At 69.4% G+C, this 16879-nt stretch carries 16 protein-coding genes and 1 pseudogene; 5 read left to right on the plus strand and 12 right to left on the minus strand.

Going from position 1 to position 16879, the window contains the following annotated elements:
- Positions 1-45 precede the first annotated feature (45 nt).
- The 4 genes from ACIPC1_RS38390 to ACIPC1_RS38405 are packed head-to-tail and all read right to left on the minus strand — an operon-like array spanning position 46 to position 3713.
- Entirely contained in the window at positions 46-1137 is a 1092-nt protein-coding gene (locus ACIPC1_RS38390) for an amidohydrolase family protein (protein ID WP_402525940.1), read from the minus strand.
- 10 nt (positions 1138-1147) lie between these two features.
- Positions 1148-1954 carry an amino acid ABC transporter ATP-binding protein gene (locus ACIPC1_RS38395; protein ID WP_402525942.1) on the minus strand — a complete coding sequence of 269 codons (807 nt, stop codon included), beginning with the start codon at positions 1952-1954 and terminating at the stop codon, positions 1148-1150.
- Positions 1951-2784, minus strand: a complete 834-nt coding sequence (locus tag ACIPC1_RS38400) for an amino acid ABC transporter permease (RefSeq protein ID WP_402525945.1) — start codon at positions 2782-2784, stop codon at positions 1951-1953. The genes ACIPC1_RS38395 and ACIPC1_RS38400 overlap by 4 nt, the downstream gene beginning before the upstream one ends.
- On the minus strand, positions 2781-3713 hold the full coding sequence (locus ACIPC1_RS38405; protein ID WP_402525947.1) for a basic amino acid ABC transporter substrate-binding protein: 933 nt from the start codon (positions 3711-3713) through the stop codon (positions 2781-2783). Before ACIPC1_RS38405 ends, ACIPC1_RS38400 begins: the two co-directional genes overlap by 4 nt.
- 203 nt (positions 3714-3916) lie before the next feature.
- On the opposite strand from ACIPC1_RS38405, the gene ACIPC1_RS38410 reads away from it, so the two are divergent.
- Positions 3917-5017 (plus strand): pyridoxal-phosphate-dependent aminotransferase family protein, encoded by a 1101-nt coding sequence (locus ACIPC1_RS38410; RefSeq protein ID WP_402525981.1) that lies wholly within the window; start codon positions 3917-3919, stop codon positions 5015-5017.
- On the opposite strand, the gene ACIPC1_RS38415 is transcribed toward ACIPC1_RS38410, so the two are convergent.
- From ACIPC1_RS38415 to ACIPC1_RS38425, 3 genes are read right to left on the minus strand one after another with little or no spacing between them, the layout of a single operon-like run.
- Entirely contained in the window at positions 4929-5411 is a 483-nt protein-coding gene (locus ACIPC1_RS38415) for a GtrA family protein (RefSeq protein WP_402525949.1), read from the minus strand. The two genes, ACIPC1_RS38410 and ACIPC1_RS38415, sit on opposite strands and share 89 nt — an antisense overlap.
- Positions 5411-6508, minus strand: a complete 1098-nt coding sequence (locus ACIPC1_RS38420; RefSeq protein ID WP_402525951.1) for a glycosyltransferase family 2 protein — start codon at positions 6506-6508, stop codon at positions 5411-5413. Before ACIPC1_RS38420 ends, ACIPC1_RS38415 begins: the two co-directional genes overlap by 1 nt.
- A gap of 31 nt (positions 6509-6539) precedes the next feature.
- A complete protein-coding gene (locus ACIPC1_RS38425) occupies positions 6540-9440 on the minus strand; it encodes a YfhO family protein (protein WP_402525953.1) in 2901 nt (966 codons plus the stop codon).
- Between the two features lie 768 nt (positions 9441-10208).
- On the opposite strand from ACIPC1_RS38425, the gene ectA reads away from it, so the two are divergent.
- The 4 genes from ectA to thpD all read left to right on the plus strand — a co-directional run bounded on the left by ectA (position 10209) and on the right by thpD (position 13502).
- On the plus strand, positions 10209-10748 hold the full coding sequence (gene ectA, locus ACIPC1_RS38430) for a diaminobutyrate acetyltransferase (protein WP_402525956.1): 540 nt from the start codon (positions 10209-10211) through the stop codon (positions 10746-10748).
- 112 nt (positions 10749-10860) lie between these two features.
- The gene (ectB, locus tag ACIPC1_RS38435; protein ID WP_402525958.1) at positions 10861-12132 is read left to right on the plus strand and encodes a diaminobutyrate--2-oxoglutarate transaminase; all 1272 of its coding nucleotides are present in this window, start codon (positions 10861-10863) and stop codon (positions 12130-12132) included.
- Positions 12133-12204: 72 nt separating this feature from the next.
- Positions 12205-12609: an ectoine synthase gene (locus tag ACIPC1_RS38440; protein ID WP_402525960.1), complete on the plus strand. Its 405-nt coding sequence runs from the start codon at positions 12205-12207 to the stop codon at positions 12607-12609.
- A 5-nt stretch (positions 12610-12614) separates the two neighbouring features.
- Positions 12615-13502 (plus strand): ectoine hydroxylase, encoded by an 888-nt coding sequence (gene thpD, locus ACIPC1_RS38445; protein ID WP_402525962.1) that lies wholly within the window; start codon positions 12615-12617, stop codon positions 13500-13502.
- A gap of 135 nt (positions 13503-13637) precedes the next feature.
- Here the strand turns inward: thpD and ACIPC1_RS38450 are convergent, their stop codons facing one another.
- From ACIPC1_RS38450 to ACIPC1_RS38470, 5 genes and pseudogenes are all read right to left on the minus strand, one after another.
- Positions 13638-14687, minus strand: a complete 1050-nt coding sequence (locus tag ACIPC1_RS38450) for an aminotransferase class V-fold PLP-dependent enzyme (protein ID WP_402525965.1) — start codon at positions 14685-14687, stop codon at positions 13638-13640.
- Between the two features lie 96 nt (positions 14688-14783).
- Positions 14784-15503 (minus strand): DsbA family oxidoreductase, encoded by a 720-nt coding sequence (locus ACIPC1_RS38455; protein WP_402525967.1) that lies wholly within the window; start codon positions 15501-15503, stop codon positions 14784-14786.
- 75 nt (positions 15504-15578) lie between these two features.
- Positions 15579-16079, minus strand: coding sequence for a GNAT family N-acetyltransferase (locus ACIPC1_RS38460; protein WP_402525970.1), 501 nt, complete (start codon positions 16077-16079; stop codon positions 15579-15581).
- A pseudogene (locus ACIPC1_RS38465) lies at positions 16076-16534 on the minus strand (DJ-1/PfpI family protein); the annotation flags it as partial. The gene ACIPC1_RS38460 and the pseudogene ACIPC1_RS38465, both read right to left, overlap by 4 nt.
- A gap of 101 nt (positions 16535-16635) precedes the next feature.
- Positions 16636-16770 carry a zinc ribbon domain-containing protein gene (locus tag ACIPC1_RS38470; protein ID WP_402525984.1) on the minus strand — a complete coding sequence of 45 codons (135 nt, stop codon included), beginning with the start codon at positions 16768-16770 and terminating at the stop codon, positions 16636-16638.
- Between the last annotated feature and the right edge of the window lie 109 nt (positions 16771-16879).

Here is a 16879-nt window from a genome sequence, read left to right on the forward strand (position 1 = left end):
CGACCTCCGCCCCCAAGGCCTGAGCCACGACCTCCGCCCCCGGATCTAACCCACCACCCGCCCGTTCAGCACCACCCGACGAGGATCGGCCAGCACCCGTACGTCGGCCCGCGGATCCCCCTCGTACACCACGAGGTCCGCAGGTGCCCCCTCGTCCAGCCCCGGCCGTCCCAGCCACCGCCGTGCACCCCACGTCGTGGCCGACAGCGCCTCGACCGGCGGCAGACCCGCCTTCGTCAGCTCGGCGACCTCGTCCGCCACCAGCCCGTGCGCCAGCGCACCGCCCGCGTCGGTGCCGACGTACACGGGGATCCCGGCGTCGTAGGCGGCGCGCACGGTGTCGTAGCGGCGGTCGTGCAACTGGCGCATGTGCGTGGACCATTGGGGGAACCTCGCCTCGCCGCCGTCGGCGAGCTGCGGGAAGGTCGCGATGTTGACGAGGGTCGGGACGATCGCCACTCCGTGCTCGGCGAAGAGCGGGATGGTGTCCTCGGTCAGGCCCGTCGCGTGCTCGATGCAGTCGATGCCGGCCTCGACCAGGTCCCGCAGGGAGTCCTCGGCGAAGCAGTGCGCGGTGACGCGGGCACCGAGACGGTGGGCCTCGGCGATCGCGGCCTCGACCGCGTCCCGGGGCCAGCAGGCGCTCAGATCGCCGGTGCCGCGGTCGATCCAGTCGCCCACCAGCTTGACCCAGCCGTCACCGCGCCGGGCCTCCTGGGCGACGTACGCGACGAGATCCTCCGGCTCGATCTCGTGGGCGAAGTTGCGGATGTAGCGGCGGGTGCGCGCGATGTGGCGGCCCGCGCGGATGATCTTCGGGAGGTCTTCGCGGTCGTCGGTCCAGCGGGTGTCGGAGGGCGAACCCGCGTCCCGGAGGAGCAGGGTGCCGGCCTCGCGGTCGGTCAGCGCCTGCTTCTCGGCTACCTCGGCGGGGACGGGGCCGTGCAGTCCGAGCCCGACGTGGCAGTGCGCGTCGACGAGACCGGGCAGGGCCCAGCCGTCGACGGTGCGGATGTCACGGGCGCCGGCGGGGCGCTCGTACGAGATCCGGCCGCCGACGACCCAGAGTTCGTCCCGGACGTCCTCGGGCCCGACGAGGACCCGTCCCCTCACGTGCAGCACGGTGCGATCGCTCATGGACTGCACCCTAATTGGGGCCCTGCTCTCCCTTGCCCCCCTGGTCCGGGACCTCTTCCTCCACGTCCGCCATCGCGGGGTCGAGGAGACGGGACAGGAAGTGGCGGGTGCGCTCATGGCTCGGGTTGCCGATGACCTGGGCGGGGGCGCCCTCCTCGACGATCACGCCGCCGTCCATGAAGACGACGCGGTCGGCGACCTCGCGGGCGAAGGTCATCTCGTGGGTGACGACCATCATCGTCATGCCCTCGTTGGCGAGCATCCGCATGACCGCGAGTACGTCGCCGACGAGTTCGGGGTCGAGGGCCGAGGTCGGCTCGTCGAAGAGCATCACCTCGGGGCCCATGGCCAGCGCGCGGGCGATCGCGACGCGCTGCTGCTGGCCGCCGGAGAGGGAGGCCGGGTAGGCGTCGGCCTTCTCGGACAGGCCCACGCGCCGCAGGTTCTCCGCGGCGATCCGGGCGGCCTCGGCCTTGTCCCGCTTCAGCACCCGGCGCTGCGGCAGCGTGAGGTTGTCGGTGACCGACAGGTGCGGGAAGAGGTTGAACTGCTGGAAGACCATGCCGATACGGCGGCGTACGGCGTCGATGTCGACGTCGGGGTGCGTGACCTCCGTACCGCCGACGAAGACCTCGCCCTTGGTGGGCTCCTCAAGGAGGTTCACACAGCGCAGCAGGGTGGACTTGCCCGAGCCGGACGGGCCGATGACGCAGACGACCTCGCCCGAGCCGATCTCCAGGTCGATGCCGCGCAGCACCTCGTTGTCGCCGAAGGACTTGTGCAGGCCCTTTACTTGGATTTCTGGAGTGCTGCTCACTTGGTGGCCTCCCCGGCCTTCGTCTCGAGGCGGCGCACGACGAAGCCGAGCGGGATCGTGACCAGCAGATAGCACAGGCCCGCGACCAGGATCGGCGTGGAGTTGGCGGTCTGGCTCGCCAGGTCGCGCCCGAACTTGGTGAGTTCGCGCTCCTCCAGCGTGACACCGAGGAACAGCACCAGCGAGGAGTCCTTGAAGAGGAGGACGAGTTCGTTGGTGAGCGGCGGGATCACGATGCGGAACGCCTGCGGGATGATGATCGAGACCATGGCCCGGGTGTGCGAGAAGCCCAGCGAACGGGCCGCCTCCATCTGCCCCTTGGGCACCGCCTGGATGCCCGCGCGGATCGTCTCGGCCATGTACGCGGCCGAGACCAGGCCGAGGGCGAGGGCCACCTTGCCGTAGGTGCCGCCGGGGATCTCCGTGCCCGGGAACGCGAGCGGCACGGCGACGCCCACGAACACGAAGATCAGCAGGGCGGGCAGGCCGCGGAAGATCTCGATGTAGATGCCGGCGACCCAGCGGTAGGGGCCCACCGGGGACAGCCGCATCAGGGCGACGACCATGCCGAGCACGAGGCCGAAGACGAAGCCGGACATCGTGTAGAGCACGGTGTTCTTCAGCGCCATCGTGATGACGTCCGGGAACATCTGCGTGACCAGGTCCCACTGCGCGAACTGGTTCTTCAACTGCGCCCAGTCGGCCGTGAGCGCGAAGGCGATCACGGCCGCGACGAACACGACGTACTGGGCGCCGCGTGACAGTGTGCGCTTCTGACGTCGGGTCAGTCCGCTTTTGCGGGGCTGGAGTTGCGCGTCGCTACCACTCATGAGGCGGAGACGGAGGCCGAGACGGCGTCTGTCGGGGTGGTGGAGTCGGACGGGGTGGAGACGGCCGAGTCGGACGGCGAGGGGGACGCCGAGGCCGACGGGGACGCGGAGGCCGCGGACTCGTCGTACGGGCCGATCCACTTCTCGTACAGCGTCTTGTACGTGCCGTCCGCCTTCGCGTCCGTGAGCGCCTTGTTGATGGCGTCGAGGAGCGCGGTGTTGCCCTTCTTCACCGAGAAGCCGTACTGCTCACCGGTGTTGATGTTGTCGGCGACCTGGAAGGCGTCCGCGTTGGCCTTGTCCTTCAACCAGCCCTGGACGACCGGGTAGTCGATGATGACGGCCTGGACCTGGCCGGTGCGCAGGCCGTTGAGGACGGCGTCGGAGGACTCGAAGGAGACGGGGTCCAGGCCGTGGCTCGTGGCGTAGTCCTCGCCGGTGGTCTGGGCCTGGGTGCCGACCTTCTTGCCCTTGAGGTCGGCGAAGGAGGTGATGCCGCTCTTCTTGTCGACGAGGACGGCCTGCGTCGCGTCGAAGTACGGGTCCGAGAAGTCGACGTTCTTCTTGCGCTCGTCGGTGATCGTCATGCCGGCCGCGGCGAGGTCGCACTCGCCGGAGTTGAGGAACGCGCCGGTCTTGAAGTTCTCGAAGGGCGTGTCGATGAACTCCTGCTTCACGCCCAGGTCCTTGGCGACCAGATCGATCAGCGAGACGTCGAAGCCCTGCACCTTGCCGTCGATCTCCGACTGGAAGGGCGGGTAGGGAAGGTGGGTGCAGGTGGTGATCTGTCCCGCCTTGACGAGCTTGACGCCCTTGACGGTGGTCGAGCCTCCGCCGCCGTCCGAGGAGCAGCCGGCCACGAGCAGCAGCCCGGCCGTCGCGGTGGTGGCGGCCAGAAAGCGGGATCGGCGTCCGAGGACCGGGTTCACGGGAGACCTCCTGTGGGGGAACAGTGGGTTCTGATTATAAGGAAAGGTTTGGGGCACTCAAACCAATCCGATGGTCACTGGGCCGTCCGGCCTCAGAAGTCGCCGGTCCGGGGCTGAGCAACAGCGCCGGTTACGCTCTGACCCATCCGATTCATTGCCCCTCGTGGGCCTCGTTAGACCCTGTGAGCGAAGAGAGCACCGTCGTGACCCACCCCTTCCTGGACCTGGCCCCGCTCGACGCGGCGCACTTCGCGGCGATCGAGGACCGTGTGGCGCGGCTGCTCTCCACCGAGCAGGACGTCGTGATCATGCAGGGCGAGGCGCTGCTTCCCCTGGAGGGGGCCATCCGCGGGACGGCGGGGCCCGGCACGACCGCGCTCAACGTGATCACCGGCCCGTACGGGCAGACCTTCGGTGACTGGCTGCGGGACTGCGGGGCGACGGTGATCGACCTGGCGGTGCCGTTCCACACGGCGGTCACCGCCGCGCAGGTGCGGGAGGCGTTCTCCGGGCATCCCTCGATCGACTTCGTGTCGCTGGTGCACGCGGAGGCCGCGACCGGGAACACCAACCCCGTCGCGGAGATCGGCGAAGTCGTACGGGAACACGGCGCCCTCTTCTATGTCGACGCCGTCGCCTCGATCGGCGCCGAGCCGGTGCTGCCGGACGCGTGGGGTGTCGACCTGTGCGTGATCGGGGCGCAGAAGGCGATGGGCGGACCCGCCGGGGTGTCGGCGGTGTCGGTGAGTGAGCGGGCGTGGGCGCGGATGGCCGCGAACCCGCGGGCGCCGCGCCGGTCGTATCTCTCGCTCCTCGACTGGAAGGAGCGGTGGATCGACGGGGGCCGCAAGGCCCTGCTGCACGCCCCCGCACAGCTGGAGATGCTGGCGCTCGACGCGTGTGTCGAGCGGATCGAGGGTGAGGGGCTCGACGTGGTGATGGCACGGCACGCGGCGGCCGCGGCGGCCACCCGGGCGGGGACCCTCGCCCTGGGCGGGGGTCTTGAGCCGTATGTGCACGAGGCCGCCGACGCGGCGCCCGTCGCCACGACCCTGCGGACACCGCCGGGGCTCGACGCGTCCGCGCTGGTCGCCAGGGCGCTGGCCGCGGATCCGGCGCTGCCGCTGGCCGCGGGCGGGGGCGCGCTCGCGAAGGAGATGATCCGGGTCAACCACTACGGGGCGGACGCGAGTGAGCGGGTGGTCCGCTCCTGCCTCACCGCGCTGGGGGCCGCACTGGCGGAGCAGGGAGTGCCGGTGGACACGGAGGGGGCTCGGCGTGCGGTGACGGAGGCGTGGCGGTAACGGGTGCGCCCTGCGGGAGCATGATCATGCGGGAGACCACGAAGGTCACCGGAATCGCCACCACGGAGGCGAGCAGCGGAGCGAATCGGTCCCCGGCATGGAAGACGCCGACGACCACGTACACACCCGCCGTCGTGACCAGGAAGTTGGTCGCGTTCGTCAGCGGGAACAGCAGGAATTTCCGCAGCGTCGGCCGCGTCCGGTAGGTGAACCGCGCGTTGAGGAAGAAGGACCCGATCATGCTGAGGACGGACGCGAGAACGTGTGCGGCGAGATACGGCAGCCGGGTCAGGAACAGCAGGTAAAAGCCGTAGTACGTCAGCGTGTTGACGACGCCGACCAGCGCGAAGGCGATGATCTGTCGCGATATCGGGCGAGCGGGTCCGGTGCGCATCAGGGAATGAGGTCCTTGGTCGTGGGGCTCGGTGCGCGGTCCTGCGTTCCGTCCGGCGCTCGGTCCTGAGTTCGTTCCTGGGTTCGTTCCTGCATTCCGTCCTGAGTTCGTTCCTGCGTTCCGTCCGGCGCTCGGTCCTGTAGTCGATCCTTCGGTCGGTCCGGTATTCGTTCGACGTTGGTCGCCTTCACCAGGAAGTGCGGGCGGCCCTTGACCTCGTAGTAGATCCGGCCGGTGTACTCCCCCATAATTCCGAGCATGATCATTTGCATCGCGGCGGCAGCGGTGACGGCGGTGATGATCGTGACATAGCCGGGGGTCTCCACCCCGCGGACGAGTGCGGCGACCACGATCCACGCCGTGTACAGCCCGGTACACAGCAGCAGCCCCATACCGAGGTAGAGAGCGGCGCGCAGCGGCCTGTTGTTGAAGGAGAGCAGTCCGTCGAGCCCGTAGTTGAGCAGGCTTCGGAAGGTCCACGAGCTACTGCCCTGTGCACGCAGGGCGTTCTCGTACTCGACGGTGGTGCTGGGGAAACCGACCCACGCGAACAGGCCCTTGGAGAACCGGTTGTACTCGGTGAGGTCCAGGACCGCGTCCACCACCCGCCGGGACAGCAGCCGGAAGTCGCCCACACCGTCCACGAGTTCCACGTCGACGAGTCGGTTGACGAGCCGGTAGTACAGGCGGGCGGTGACGGTGCGGCTGATCCTGTCGCCGCTCCTGGTACGCCTGGCGATGACCTGGTCGTAGCCCTGTCCGCGCACGTCCACCATGCGCTTTATCAGTTCGGGCGGGTGTTGGAGGTCCGCGTCCATGACGACCACGGAGTCTCCCGAGGCGTGCCGCAGGCCGGCCAGCAGCGCCGCTTCCTTGCCGAAGTTGCGGCTGAAGGAGACGTAGCGCACGCGCGGGTCGAGTTCGGCCAGTTTCTCCAGGGTGGCGAGGGTCCCGTCGCCGCTGCCGTCGTCGACGTACACGAACTCCATGTCGTGGCCGAGCGGCAGGAGTTCCTCCGCGACCTTCATGACCTGGTCGTGGAATCGTCCTATGACGTCTTCTTCGTCGTAACAGGGTGCGACGATCGAGATGAGCATGGTTCTCTCCCTGGGACTTGGCGAGCGCCGGTCATGCGGGCGTACCGTCGTGTCGGCGGGCGGGCGTTGACGCTGCGAGGCGGCCCGCGCCACGCCGTCGGCGGACGGTTGTGAGGGCACCGAGCAGCATCACGCCCAGCAGCGAGGTTGCCCCGACAGCCGTGCCCAGTCGCAGACCGGGCGGGTGGAACGTGCAGGTGACGCTGGTCGCTGAACCGTCGAGGGGTACGGCGATCAGCCCGTAGTACTCCCCCGCGGGTACGGCGGGACCGTCACCCGGCGCACAGCGCCACCCGGCGATGCGAGGGGCCGCGAGGACGGCGATTCCCGTGCTGCCCGCCGGGAGTTGGGCCCGGACGGTGCCGTCGGACACGGTCACCTCGGTGGCGCCGGTGGCCTTGAGCTGTTCGACCGCGGTGTTCAGCCTGGCGGTGTCCAGGCAGCCGACCGCGCCGTCGGGGATGACGCCCGTTTTGTCGGGGGACAGCTCGATGCGGACTTGTCCGGACGCCGGAACCGTGCCGAGCCGTTGCATCGAGGCGATCTTGGTGACGGGATAGTCGGACCTGAAGCGGCCGGTCAGGCCCTGCGCGCTCGCGCCGGTGAGCTGTGCGGTGCCCGAGAAGTGCGGCGCCCACAGATACACCTCGCTGCCGGCCCGGCAGTTGGCCGTGATCGTCGCATTTTGGGCGGCGGTCCCGCGAGGAACGCGGATGAGCAGACCGGGCCGGTCGTCGTCACTGCGCTTCGGTGTCTTCCCGGCGCTGTCCCGCACCGCGAAGGGGGGCACGGTGTAGACGCGGGTGCCCAGCAGCAGTTCCTGGTTCCGGTACGGCGACGCTCCGAAGGCGGCGGGGCTTGTGGCGGCCTGCTGGTCGGAACCTGCGGGCCGAACAGTGACCAGCGGTGGTACGTCCTGGCGGGTCACGCTCGCCCGGCCGCCGTCATCCGGGAACCACTTCTGATGCGGGTCCGGCGGAGAGTGCACCCGCGCGCCGACCGAGAAGATCACGTCCGTGACGGCGTTGTCCAGACTCTGCACGTTGCGGCCCCGCGAGGTCCAGCCGTCTCCCAGAGCGGTGAGCGTGCGGCTGAGGACGTCCGCGGTGAGGCTGCTGTAGTACTGGGCGCCCTGCCCGCCCACCAGCAGCGGATCGTTGCCGACGGTCTGCTCACGGCCCGGGTCGGTGCGGTACCGGGGCCAGCCGTCGGCCTCGGCGATCTTCTCCGCCTGCTGCTCCTGTCGTGCTCCCCAGGGCGCGTAGTCGTCCAGGTGTGCGAGCCGCAGTCGGGTGGCCACGGCGGAGGTGGCGGTGGCCTCGCCGAGCTGTGTACCGATGAGGAGCGTCACGGCCAGCCCGGTCAGTACGGCGCGGCGCCGACCGCCTGCGCCGGGGCTGAGGCCGGATCCGAAACGGGAGCCAGGGCCGGAGTTGAGGCCGGAGCCGGAGCCAGCCCCGGACTCCGGGCCAGGGCCAGGGCGGGAGCTGAGGCCGGAGCCAGGGCTGAGGCCGGAGCCAGGGCCGCGGTCCTGGATCGCCAGCAGGGCCAGTCCGCCCAGCGCGCCCACGGCGGCGAGTGCCACCAGCGGCAGTACATAGGGCGGGTCCGTCGCCCCGTTTGCGCTCGCGACGGCGGTGATGAGGGCGAGCAGAGCACCCGCCGCGCACAGCGCACGCCGGTCGGGCACGCCGTAGGAGAGCGCGTGCCAGGCGGCGATGACCAGCAGCGCGCAGAGCACGAAGGCTTGCCGGTAGGGACTCCCCTGTGGGGTGGCGAAGGCGTGCCAGACCAGATGGGTCGGGCCCCACTGCAACGACAGGGCCACCACGACCACCAGCAGGGTCCACCCCGTGCGCACCCGTCGGGGTACCGCCCGGTGGAAGGGCAGGGCGAGGACGAGCAGCAGCGCCGTGGTGCCCACGTACACGGCCGGCGAACCGAAGCTGTACGTCGTCGGCAGCAGGCGGGCCAGCAGGTCCGGCGTCGTCGCCGGCTCGAACTGTCCGGCCGCGCCCGGGTAGGCGTGCGTGGTGCCGAAGTACACCACCATCACCAGCGGTGCGGCCAGGCCCATGCCGAGCGCGACGGTCACAGCCGCCCGGCCCGCCACCGCGAGGCTCCGCCGGCGCGGGAGGTCGGCGAGCCACAGCCGGAGCAGGAACACGAGACCGGCGGCCAGCGTGGCCATGTACGCGGTGTAGAAGTTGGCGATCCAGGCGAGCGCCACGATCAGCACACCGAGGACCGGGCGCCGCTCGTTCAGCATCCACTCGCCGACCAGGCACAGCAGCGGCAGGGCGACGAGGCCGTCGAGCCACATCGGGTTGTACGCGGCGCTCGTCAGGGTCCAGCCGCACAGGGCGTAGGACGCGCCCAGCAGTCCCGCCGCCCACCAGCGGCCGGGGCGCATCCTGAGCAGCAGCCAGGCCATGGCGGCCCCGGCCGACGCCATCTTCAGCAGCGTGATCACATACACCGCGAGGTCGATCTCGTCCCGTGGGAAAACCACCACGAGCAGGGCGAACGGGCTGCTGAGGTACGTACCGAGGTCAGGAAGGAAGCTGGAGCCGAAGCCGGACTGCCAGTTGATGAGCAAGCCGCCGTCGGCCCTGCCGTGCAGCAGGTCCCACAGGTGGGCGTGGAACGGCACGTACTGGTTACCGAGGTCGTTGACGCTCCGGGTCCGCGGGCCGAACGGGTAGCTGCCGGCGACGACGTCACCGGCGCAGAACACGGTGACGGTGATGACGGCCGCGAGCAGGGCGGCGGTCGGCCTCGGTCCCGTCGAGCCCGGCAGCCGGAGCCACGTCCACCGGCCATGGCCGCGGCCGGACAGCGACCGGGCCGGCGGGCGCGGCGCGGGAGCGGGCGACCGGTCGGCGCGGTGGACCGTTCCGGTCAGCGGCTCGGGGCGGGTTATGCGCTTCACACCCTGGCCCCGACCGATCGACGCACCGCGGTCCCGCGAGCGATGCCCCCACCACGGAGAAGCCCCTCCGTGCGCACGACCGAACAAACCATCCTCGACAAGCCCCCAGAGAATTGTGGGGCGCGGGGCCCCTGGGCCGGGGAGTGCTCCCCGGCTCCTCGATTCGCTGTCCTAGATGCGCACCCCTGCGGAAGGGTTGTCCGGTCGCCGCAAGTGTGAACATGAACTCCACATCGCACTGGGGCAGTTCGTCATCAGGCAACTAGGACCACAGAGAAAGTAAACGCACGCCAGACAACGAGAAGGTGAACTCGATCAGTCGCGGACGCCCCAGGCCGGGGATGGCAGGCCTGGATGCCGGCCCGCTCCGGGTGCCCGTCCGGCATCGCACACGACCGGCATCACACACGTCCGGCATCGCGCACGACCTGTCGACGGGTCGGCGAAGCCTGATTTGCGGGGCTTATTCGGAGGCGTATTCCGATATTAATTCGGCGCAGCTCCCCATATTCTCCTGCCCGCTTTTTTCGTACGTAAACGCCAAGATTTGGCGAACGGCGATCTCATAATTCGGGCACATCTCGTGGTGATTACGTGACTGTGACGCACTCCACAGAGCGTCCGTTTTCTGGACTATTTTCCGGGCAAAAGGTACTAAATAGAACCCATCCGTGGGCCGTCCGCGCCTGCGTGATAACACGTGAGCGCCACGTATGTAACCCCACCCGGCCATGCAATTTAGAATTTCCCTGGGTAAATTCATTCCGCATGACCGCCGCACACGCAGACCCGCAAGCGGAATTCCTGGAAATGCCCCAGAGCCTTCGGATCGACCGCCCGGAGGTGGCCGACGGGGCCGCTCTCTGGCGTATCGCCAAGGACTCCGGGACCCTCGACCTGAACTCCTCGTACAGCTATCTGCTGTGGTGCCGTGACTTCGCCGGTACGTCGGCGGTGGCACGGGACGCACAGGGCGTGCCCGTCGGTTTCGTCACCGGGTTCGTCCGGCCCGACCGCCCGGACACGCTGCTCGTCTGGCAGGTCGCCGTCGACGGCGACCACCGCGGGCGCGGTCTCGCCGCGGCGCTGCTCGACGGGCTGACCGCGCGCGTCGCCCAGGAACAGCCGATGACCACCGTCGAGACCACCATCACGCCGGGCAACACCGCCTCCGAGCGGCTGTTCACCTCGTACGCGCGTCGCCACGGTGCGGACGTCGAACGTGAAGTGCTGTTCCAGGCAGGGCAGTTCCCGGACGGCTCGCACGACCCCGAGGTGCTGTACCGCATCGGGCCCCTGGCGTTCTGAACCCCACGACTTCGCCTGTCCGTACGAACCGCACGGTTTCCCCCCGTCCATCCGAACCGACTACACGGCGTCTTCGACCCCCCACGACTTCGTCTCCAGGAGGAGATTCACTGTGACCATCACCCAGCCCGACCTGAGCGTGTTCGAGACCCTGGAGTCGGAGGTGCGGAGCTACTGCCGCAGCTGGCCCACCGTCTTCGACCGTGCGCAGGGCAGCCGTATGTACGACGAGGACGGCCATGAGTACCTGGACTTCTTCGCGGGCGCCGGGTCACTCAACTACGGGCACAACAACCCCGTACTCAAACGGGCGTTGATCGACTACCTGGAGCGGGACGGTGTCACCCACGGCCTCGACATGTCGACGACCGCCAAACGCGCGTTCCTGGAGTCCTTCCAGAAGGTGGTCCTGAGGCCGCGCGATCTGCCGTACAAGGTCATGTTCCCGGGCCCGACGGGCACCAACGCCGTCGAGTCCGCGCTGAAGCTGGCCCGGAAGGTGAAGGGGCGCGAGGCCATCGTGTCCTTCACCAACGCCTTCCACGGGATGTCACTGGGCTCGCTCGCCGTGACCGGCAACGCGTTCAAGCGGGCCGGCGCCGGCATCCCGCTGGTGCACAGCACCCCGATGCCGTTCGACAACTACTTCGAGGGCCAGGTCCCGGACTTCCTGTGGTTCGAGCGGCTCCTGGAGGACCAGGGCTCCGGGCTCAACAAGCCCGCCGCCGTGATCGTCGAGACCGTGCAGGGCGAGGGCGGCGTCAACGCCGCGCGCCCGGAGTGGCTGCGGGCGCTGGCCGAGCTGTGCGAGCGGCAGGACATGCTGCTGATCGTCGACGACATCCAGATGGGCTGCGGCCGTACGGGGGCGTTCTTCTCCTTCGAGGAGGCGGGGATCGTGCCCGACATCGTCACCGTGTCCAAGTCCATCTCCGGCTACGGACTGCCCATGTCGCTCTGCCTGTTCAAGCCCGAGCTGGACATCTGGGAGCCGGGCGAGCACAACGGCACCTTCCGCGGCAACAACCCGGCGTTCGTCACGGCCGCCGCCGCGCTGGAGACGTACTGGACCGACGGCTCCGCCATGGAGAAGCAGACCCGCGCCCGGGGCGAGCAGGTCGAGCAGACGCTGATCTCCATCACCGAGGAGAACCTCGCCGACATCAAGGAGTACCGGGGGCGTGGCCTCGTCTGGGGCATCGAGTTCAAGGACAAGAAGCGCGCCGGGCGCATCGCACAGCGCGCCTTCGAACTCGGGTTGCTCATCGAGACCTCGGGCCCCGAGAGCGAGGTCGTCAAGCTGCTTCCGGCACTGACGATCACGCCGGACGAGCTGGACGAGGGACTGCGCACCCTCGCCCGCGCCGTACGGGAAACCGTCTGAGAGACACCAGAGAAACAAGCAACACAGCGCGAGAGAGCACGAGAGAGCACGAGAGAAAGGGAGCGCACCACCGTGATAGTCCGTTCGTTCAAGGACGTCGAAGGCACCGACCGGCATGTGAAGGCGGCATCCGGTACCTGGGAGAGCAAGCGCATCGTGCTCGCCAAGGAGAAGGTCGGCTTCTCCCTCCACGAGACGACGCTGTACGCGGGTACCGAGACGTCGATGTGGTACGCGAACCACATCGAGGCCGTGCTCTGCGTCGAGGGCGAGGCCGAACTGACCAACGACGAGACCGGCGAGACCCACTGGATCGAGCCCGGGACGATGTATCTCCTGAACGGCCACGAGCGCCACACGATGCGTCCCAGGACCGACTTCCGGTGCGTCTGCGTCTTCAACCCGCCCGTCACCGGACGGGAGGACCACGACGAGAACGGCGTCTACCCCCTGCTGACCGAACCCGAGGAGGTCTGAATCCCATGACCACGCTCACCGATCTCTATCCGAGCCGCGCCGCCACCGAGGTGTCGGCGCCCCGCCGGGACCCGGTCGTCTGGGGTGCCCCCGGCACACCGGGACCGATCGCGGTGTCCGAACTCCAGGCGTACGAGCGCGACGGCTTCCTCCCTGTCAAGGAGCTCATCGGCGATGACGAAGTCGCCGTCTACCGGCAGGAGTTGGAGCGGATCGTCACCGATCCCGCGATCCGCGCCGACGAGCGGTCCATCGTCGAACCGAAGTCGCAGGAGATCCGGTCCGTCTTCGAGGTGCACCGGATCAGCGAGGTCTTCGCCCGTCTCGTGCGCGACGAGCGGGTCGTCGGCCGGGCCCGGCAGATCCTCGGCTCCGACGTGTACGTCCACCAGTCGCGGATCAACGTCAAGCCCGGCTTCGGCGCGAGCGGCTTCTACTGGCACTCGGACTTCGAGACCTGGCACGCCGAGGACGGTCTGCCGAACATGCGGACCGTGTCCGTCTCGATCGCGCTGACCGAGAACTACGACACCAACGGCGGCCTCATGATCATGCCGGGGTCGCACAAGACCTTCCTCGGGTGCGCGGGCGCCACGCCGACGGACAACTACAAGAAGTCCCTCCAGATGCAGGACGCCGGCACCCCCTCCGACGAGGCACTCACCCGCGTCGCCACCCGGCACGGCATCAAGCTCTTCACGGGCAAGGCCGGTTCGGCGACCTGGTTCGACTGCAACTGCATGCACGGCTCGGGCGACAACATCACCCCGTTCCCGCGCAGCAACGTCTTCATCGTCTTCAACAGCGTGGAGAACGCGGCGGTCGAGCCGTTCGCGGCGCCGGTGCGGCGGCCGGAGTTCATCGGGGCGCGGGACTTCACGCCGGTGAAGTGAGTCCTTTCCGGTCGGCGGAGCCGGTCCCCGGGTACGTACCCGCCGCTCACCACGAGCGTCGGTTCCCGCCGGCGCCACCACCTCGTGGTGCCCTTCCTGGCGTCCCCGGGGAACCCGCGCCAGTGGGAGAGGGGCTCAGCCGGACAGGACGTCCAGCAGCCGGTCGACGTCGGCGGTGGTGTTGTACAGGTGGAAGGCGGCCCTCAAGTTACCCGCGCGGTCGGAGACTTCGACTCCGGCGCGGCTCAACTCCGGCTGCCGGTGGCCGAGTCCGGGCACGGAGACGATGGGCGAGCCGGGGGCGGGGACGAGTTCGTGCCCCAGTCCGTGCAGGCCCGCGCGGAAGCGGTCGGCCAGGGCGAGGTCATGGGCGCGTACGGTGTCGACGCCCAGCTCCTCGATCAGCGCCAGTGAGTGCCGGGCGCCCGCGTACGAGAAGAGGCTGGGGCTCTCGTCGAACCGCCGTGCGGAGTGGGCGAGTTCCTGGACGGGGCCGTAGCAGCTGTCCCAGGGATGTTCGCCCGCGACCCAGCTCGCGAAGACCGGAACGAGGTCGCCGAGGTCCTCCGGAACGACCAGGAAGGCCACGCCGCGCGGGCACACGAGCCACTTGAAGGCGACGGAGGAGACGTAGTCGTACGCGTCCGCCTCGACCGGCAGCCAGCCCGCGGCCTGGGACGCGTCCACGTACGTACGGGCGCCGTGCTCGCGCGCGGCCGCGCGGATCGCCGGCAGGTCGGCGATCCGGCCGTCGGCGGACTGCGCGGCGCTGACCGCGACGAGCGCGGTGTCCGGGCGTACCGACTCGGCGATCCGCTCCAGCGGCACCGTGCGGACCTTGAGGTCGCGGCGCATGTGGAACGGGTTCACGACGGAGGCGAAGTCGGCCTCGGCGGTGAGGACTTCGGCACCCTCGGGGAGCGAGGCGGCGATCAGGCCGGTGTAGACGGCGACCGAGGCCCCGGCCGCGACCCGGCGGTCCGGGACGCCGACCAGGCGGGCGAAGCCGGCCCTGGCCGCCTCCACGTCCGCGAACATGTCCTGCGGCTGCCCTGCCGCCACGGATTCGATGCCGGCCCGCATGGCGGCGACCGCGCGGGCCGGGAGCAGCCCGGTACTCGCGGTGTTCAGGTAGGTGTTCTTCGGGGCGAACTCAGCTTGTACGAGAGTCTCGAAGGTCTCCATGGGGCCACTCTGCGGCCCCGTGAACTCCCCGTCCATCGCCATTTTCTTCTCAGATCCGCCAAGGGCTGCTTATACATGCCCTCCGACCTGGGCTTTTCAGTTCTGCGGTACGGCGCACCCGTCCGGCCCGCAGACCTCGGAGTCGGCGGGACCCTGCTGGATCAGCTTCAGCGGCGGGCGCTCGCCCCACGCCTGCGTCAGCGCCTGCGCGAAGACCTCGGCGGGCTGGGCGCCGGAGACACCGAACTTGCGGTCGAGGACGAAGAACGGGACACCGTTCGCGCCCAGCTCGGCCGCCTCGCGCTCGTCGGCGCGGACGTCCTCGGCGTACACGGCCGGGTCGGCGAGCACCCTGCGGGCCGCGTCCGCGTCGAGCCCGGCGGCGACGGCCAGCTCCACGAGCCGCTCATCGTCCCCGAAGACGGACCGCTCCTCGGCGAAGTTCGCCCGGTAGAGGGCGCCGATCAGCTCGTCCTGCCTGCCCTGCGCCTTGGCGAAGTGGAGCAGGCGGTGCATGTCGAAGGTGTTGCCGTGGTCGCGGTCCCGGGTGCGGTACGCAAGGCCCTCGGCGGCGGCCTGCGTGCCGAGGTTCTCCTCACCGGCCCGCGCCTGCGCCTCGCTCATGCCGTACTTCTTGGTCAGCATCTTCAGGACGGGCTGGATGTCGTCCTTGGCACGGTTCGGGTCGAGCTCGAAGGAACGGTGCACCACCTCGACCTCGTCACGGTGCGGGAAGGCGTCGAGCGCCTTCTCGAAGCGGGCCTTGCCCACGTAGCACCAGGGGCAGGCGATGTCGCTCCAGATCTCGACGCGCATGTCTTCGGCTCTTTCCAGGTCGTACGGGTACGGAGGCGCCCTCCGCTCGCTACGTGAACGTTCAAGCGGCCCCGCTCATTCCCCGGCGACCACGAGCCGGAGGGTCACATGGTGCTCGTCCGCCACGGGCTCCCGGTCCGGGGTCCAGCCCTGGCGGGCGTAGAAGGCCTGCGCCCGCTCGTTGTCGACGTGCACATCGAGTAGGGCGGTCCGCTTGCCGTCGGCCCGCCACTGTTCCAGGCAGGCCGCGTGCAGGTCGGCGCCGATGCCGGTACGCCAGTTTCCGGGGTCGACATGGAACTGGAAGAGGGTCACGGTGTCGGCGGGGGCGGCGTCGGCGGTGCGGAAGGAGGCGATGCCGACGAGACGCCCGTCGCGGACCGCACACAGGACGTGCGCGTCCGGGCGCTCGATAACAGTCCGCCAGCGCGCGGGCCAGTCGAAGCCGTCTTCCGGCAGGCCGTCCGGGTAGTAGGTCGCGCGTGCCCGGCCGTGCAGCTCTGCGATGGCGGCGGCCTCGCTGGGCAGCGCGGTCCTGATCACGAGGGCGCCGGCGCTGCGGTGGGTTCTGATCATGCAGGGGAAGACGGGACGGGATCCGGTGTGGTTCCGAGGCGGCTGAACTGCGTGCGGTACGCGCTCGGGGTGAGACCGGCACGGCGAACCAGGTGGGCGCGGAGCGAGTCGGCGGTGCCCAGGCCGCTGGCGCGGGCCAACTGATTCGCCGCCGCAGGCCCGCAGTCCATCCGGATGATGCGCAGGCAGAGGTCGGTTCCTGTGGCGGACCCGATGGAGGTCATGACCTGGCCGTCCTGCACGTAGAGGACGTCGCCCTTGAGGTCGAGCGCCGGGTACCGCTTGCGCAGTTCCTCCGCCGGTTCCCAGTACGCCGTGACACTGCGGCCGTCGAGCAGCCCCGCCTCGGCGACGACGGAGGCGCCTCTGCCGATGAAGGCGATACGCTTACCCTCGGCGGCGGCTTCGCGGACGGCGGTGACGGTCCGGGGGTCGGACGGGTAGCGTTCGCCGGTGGCAACTTCGGAATGGCGAGGGTCAACTACCAGGGACTGAGGTCCCGGGCTTGCGGCTCGAGTCATCGATGGCTTCGATGAGGCCCGGCCGCGTCCAGCCGTCACGCGACGAGCGTGAGGACAGGGGCTTGTGACTCAGCCCCGCAAACCCACGACCACCATCCGCGAGCGGCGATGTTGTGGGACGCGTTCAGATCCGCATGCTCAACGAAGCCGCAGGACCTGCAGGCGAACACGGCCTGGGAAGACCGGGCGAGTTCAACCAGTCGTTGCAACGCCGGGCTGTTGCAGCGAGCGTAGCTGCTCTTCGAAGACCTCGGCGGGTGTCCGCCAGCCGAGGGTCTT

The sequence above is a fragment of the Streptomyces sp. NPDC087263 genome (genome assembly GCF_044744645.1).
Lineage (GTDB): Bacteria > Actinomycetota > Actinomycetes > Streptomycetales > Streptomycetaceae > Streptomyces.

Coding starts and splice junctions, on each gene's coding strand:
- ACIPC1_RS38390 (WP_402525940.1), bottom strand. CDS start 1,137: ATGAGCGATCGCACCGTGCTGCACGTGAGGGGACGGGTCCTCGTCGGG.
- ACIPC1_RS38400 (WP_402525945.1), bottom strand. CDS start 2,784: ATGAGTGGTAGCGACGCGCAACTCCAGCCCCGCAAAAGCGGACTGACC.
- ACIPC1_RS38415 (WP_402525949.1), bottom strand. CDS start 5,411: ATGCGCACCGGACCCGCTCGCCCGATATCGCGACAGATCATCGCCTTC.
- ACIPC1_RS38420 (WP_402525951.1), bottom strand. CDS start 6,508: ATGCTCATCTCGATCGTCGCACCCTGTTACGACGAAGAAGACGTCATA.
- ectA (WP_402525956.1), top strand. CDS start 10,209: ATGACCGCCGCACACGCAGACCCGCAAGCGGAATTCCTGGAAATGCCC.
- thpD (WP_402525962.1), top strand. CDS start 12,615: ATGACCACGCTCACCGATCTCTATCCGAGCCGCGCCGCCACCGAGGTG.
- ACIPC1_RS38450 (WP_402525965.1), bottom strand. CDS start 14,687: ATGGAGACCTTCGAGACTCTCGTACAAGCTGAGTTCGCCCCGAAGAAC.
- ACIPC1_RS38455 (WP_402525967.1), bottom strand. CDS start 15,503: ATGCGCGTCGAGATCTGGAGCGACATCGCCTGCCCCTGGTGCTACGTG.
- ACIPC1_RS38460 (WP_402525970.1), bottom strand. CDS start 16,079: ATGATCAGAACCCACCGCAGCGCCGGCGCCCTCGTGATCAGGACCGCG.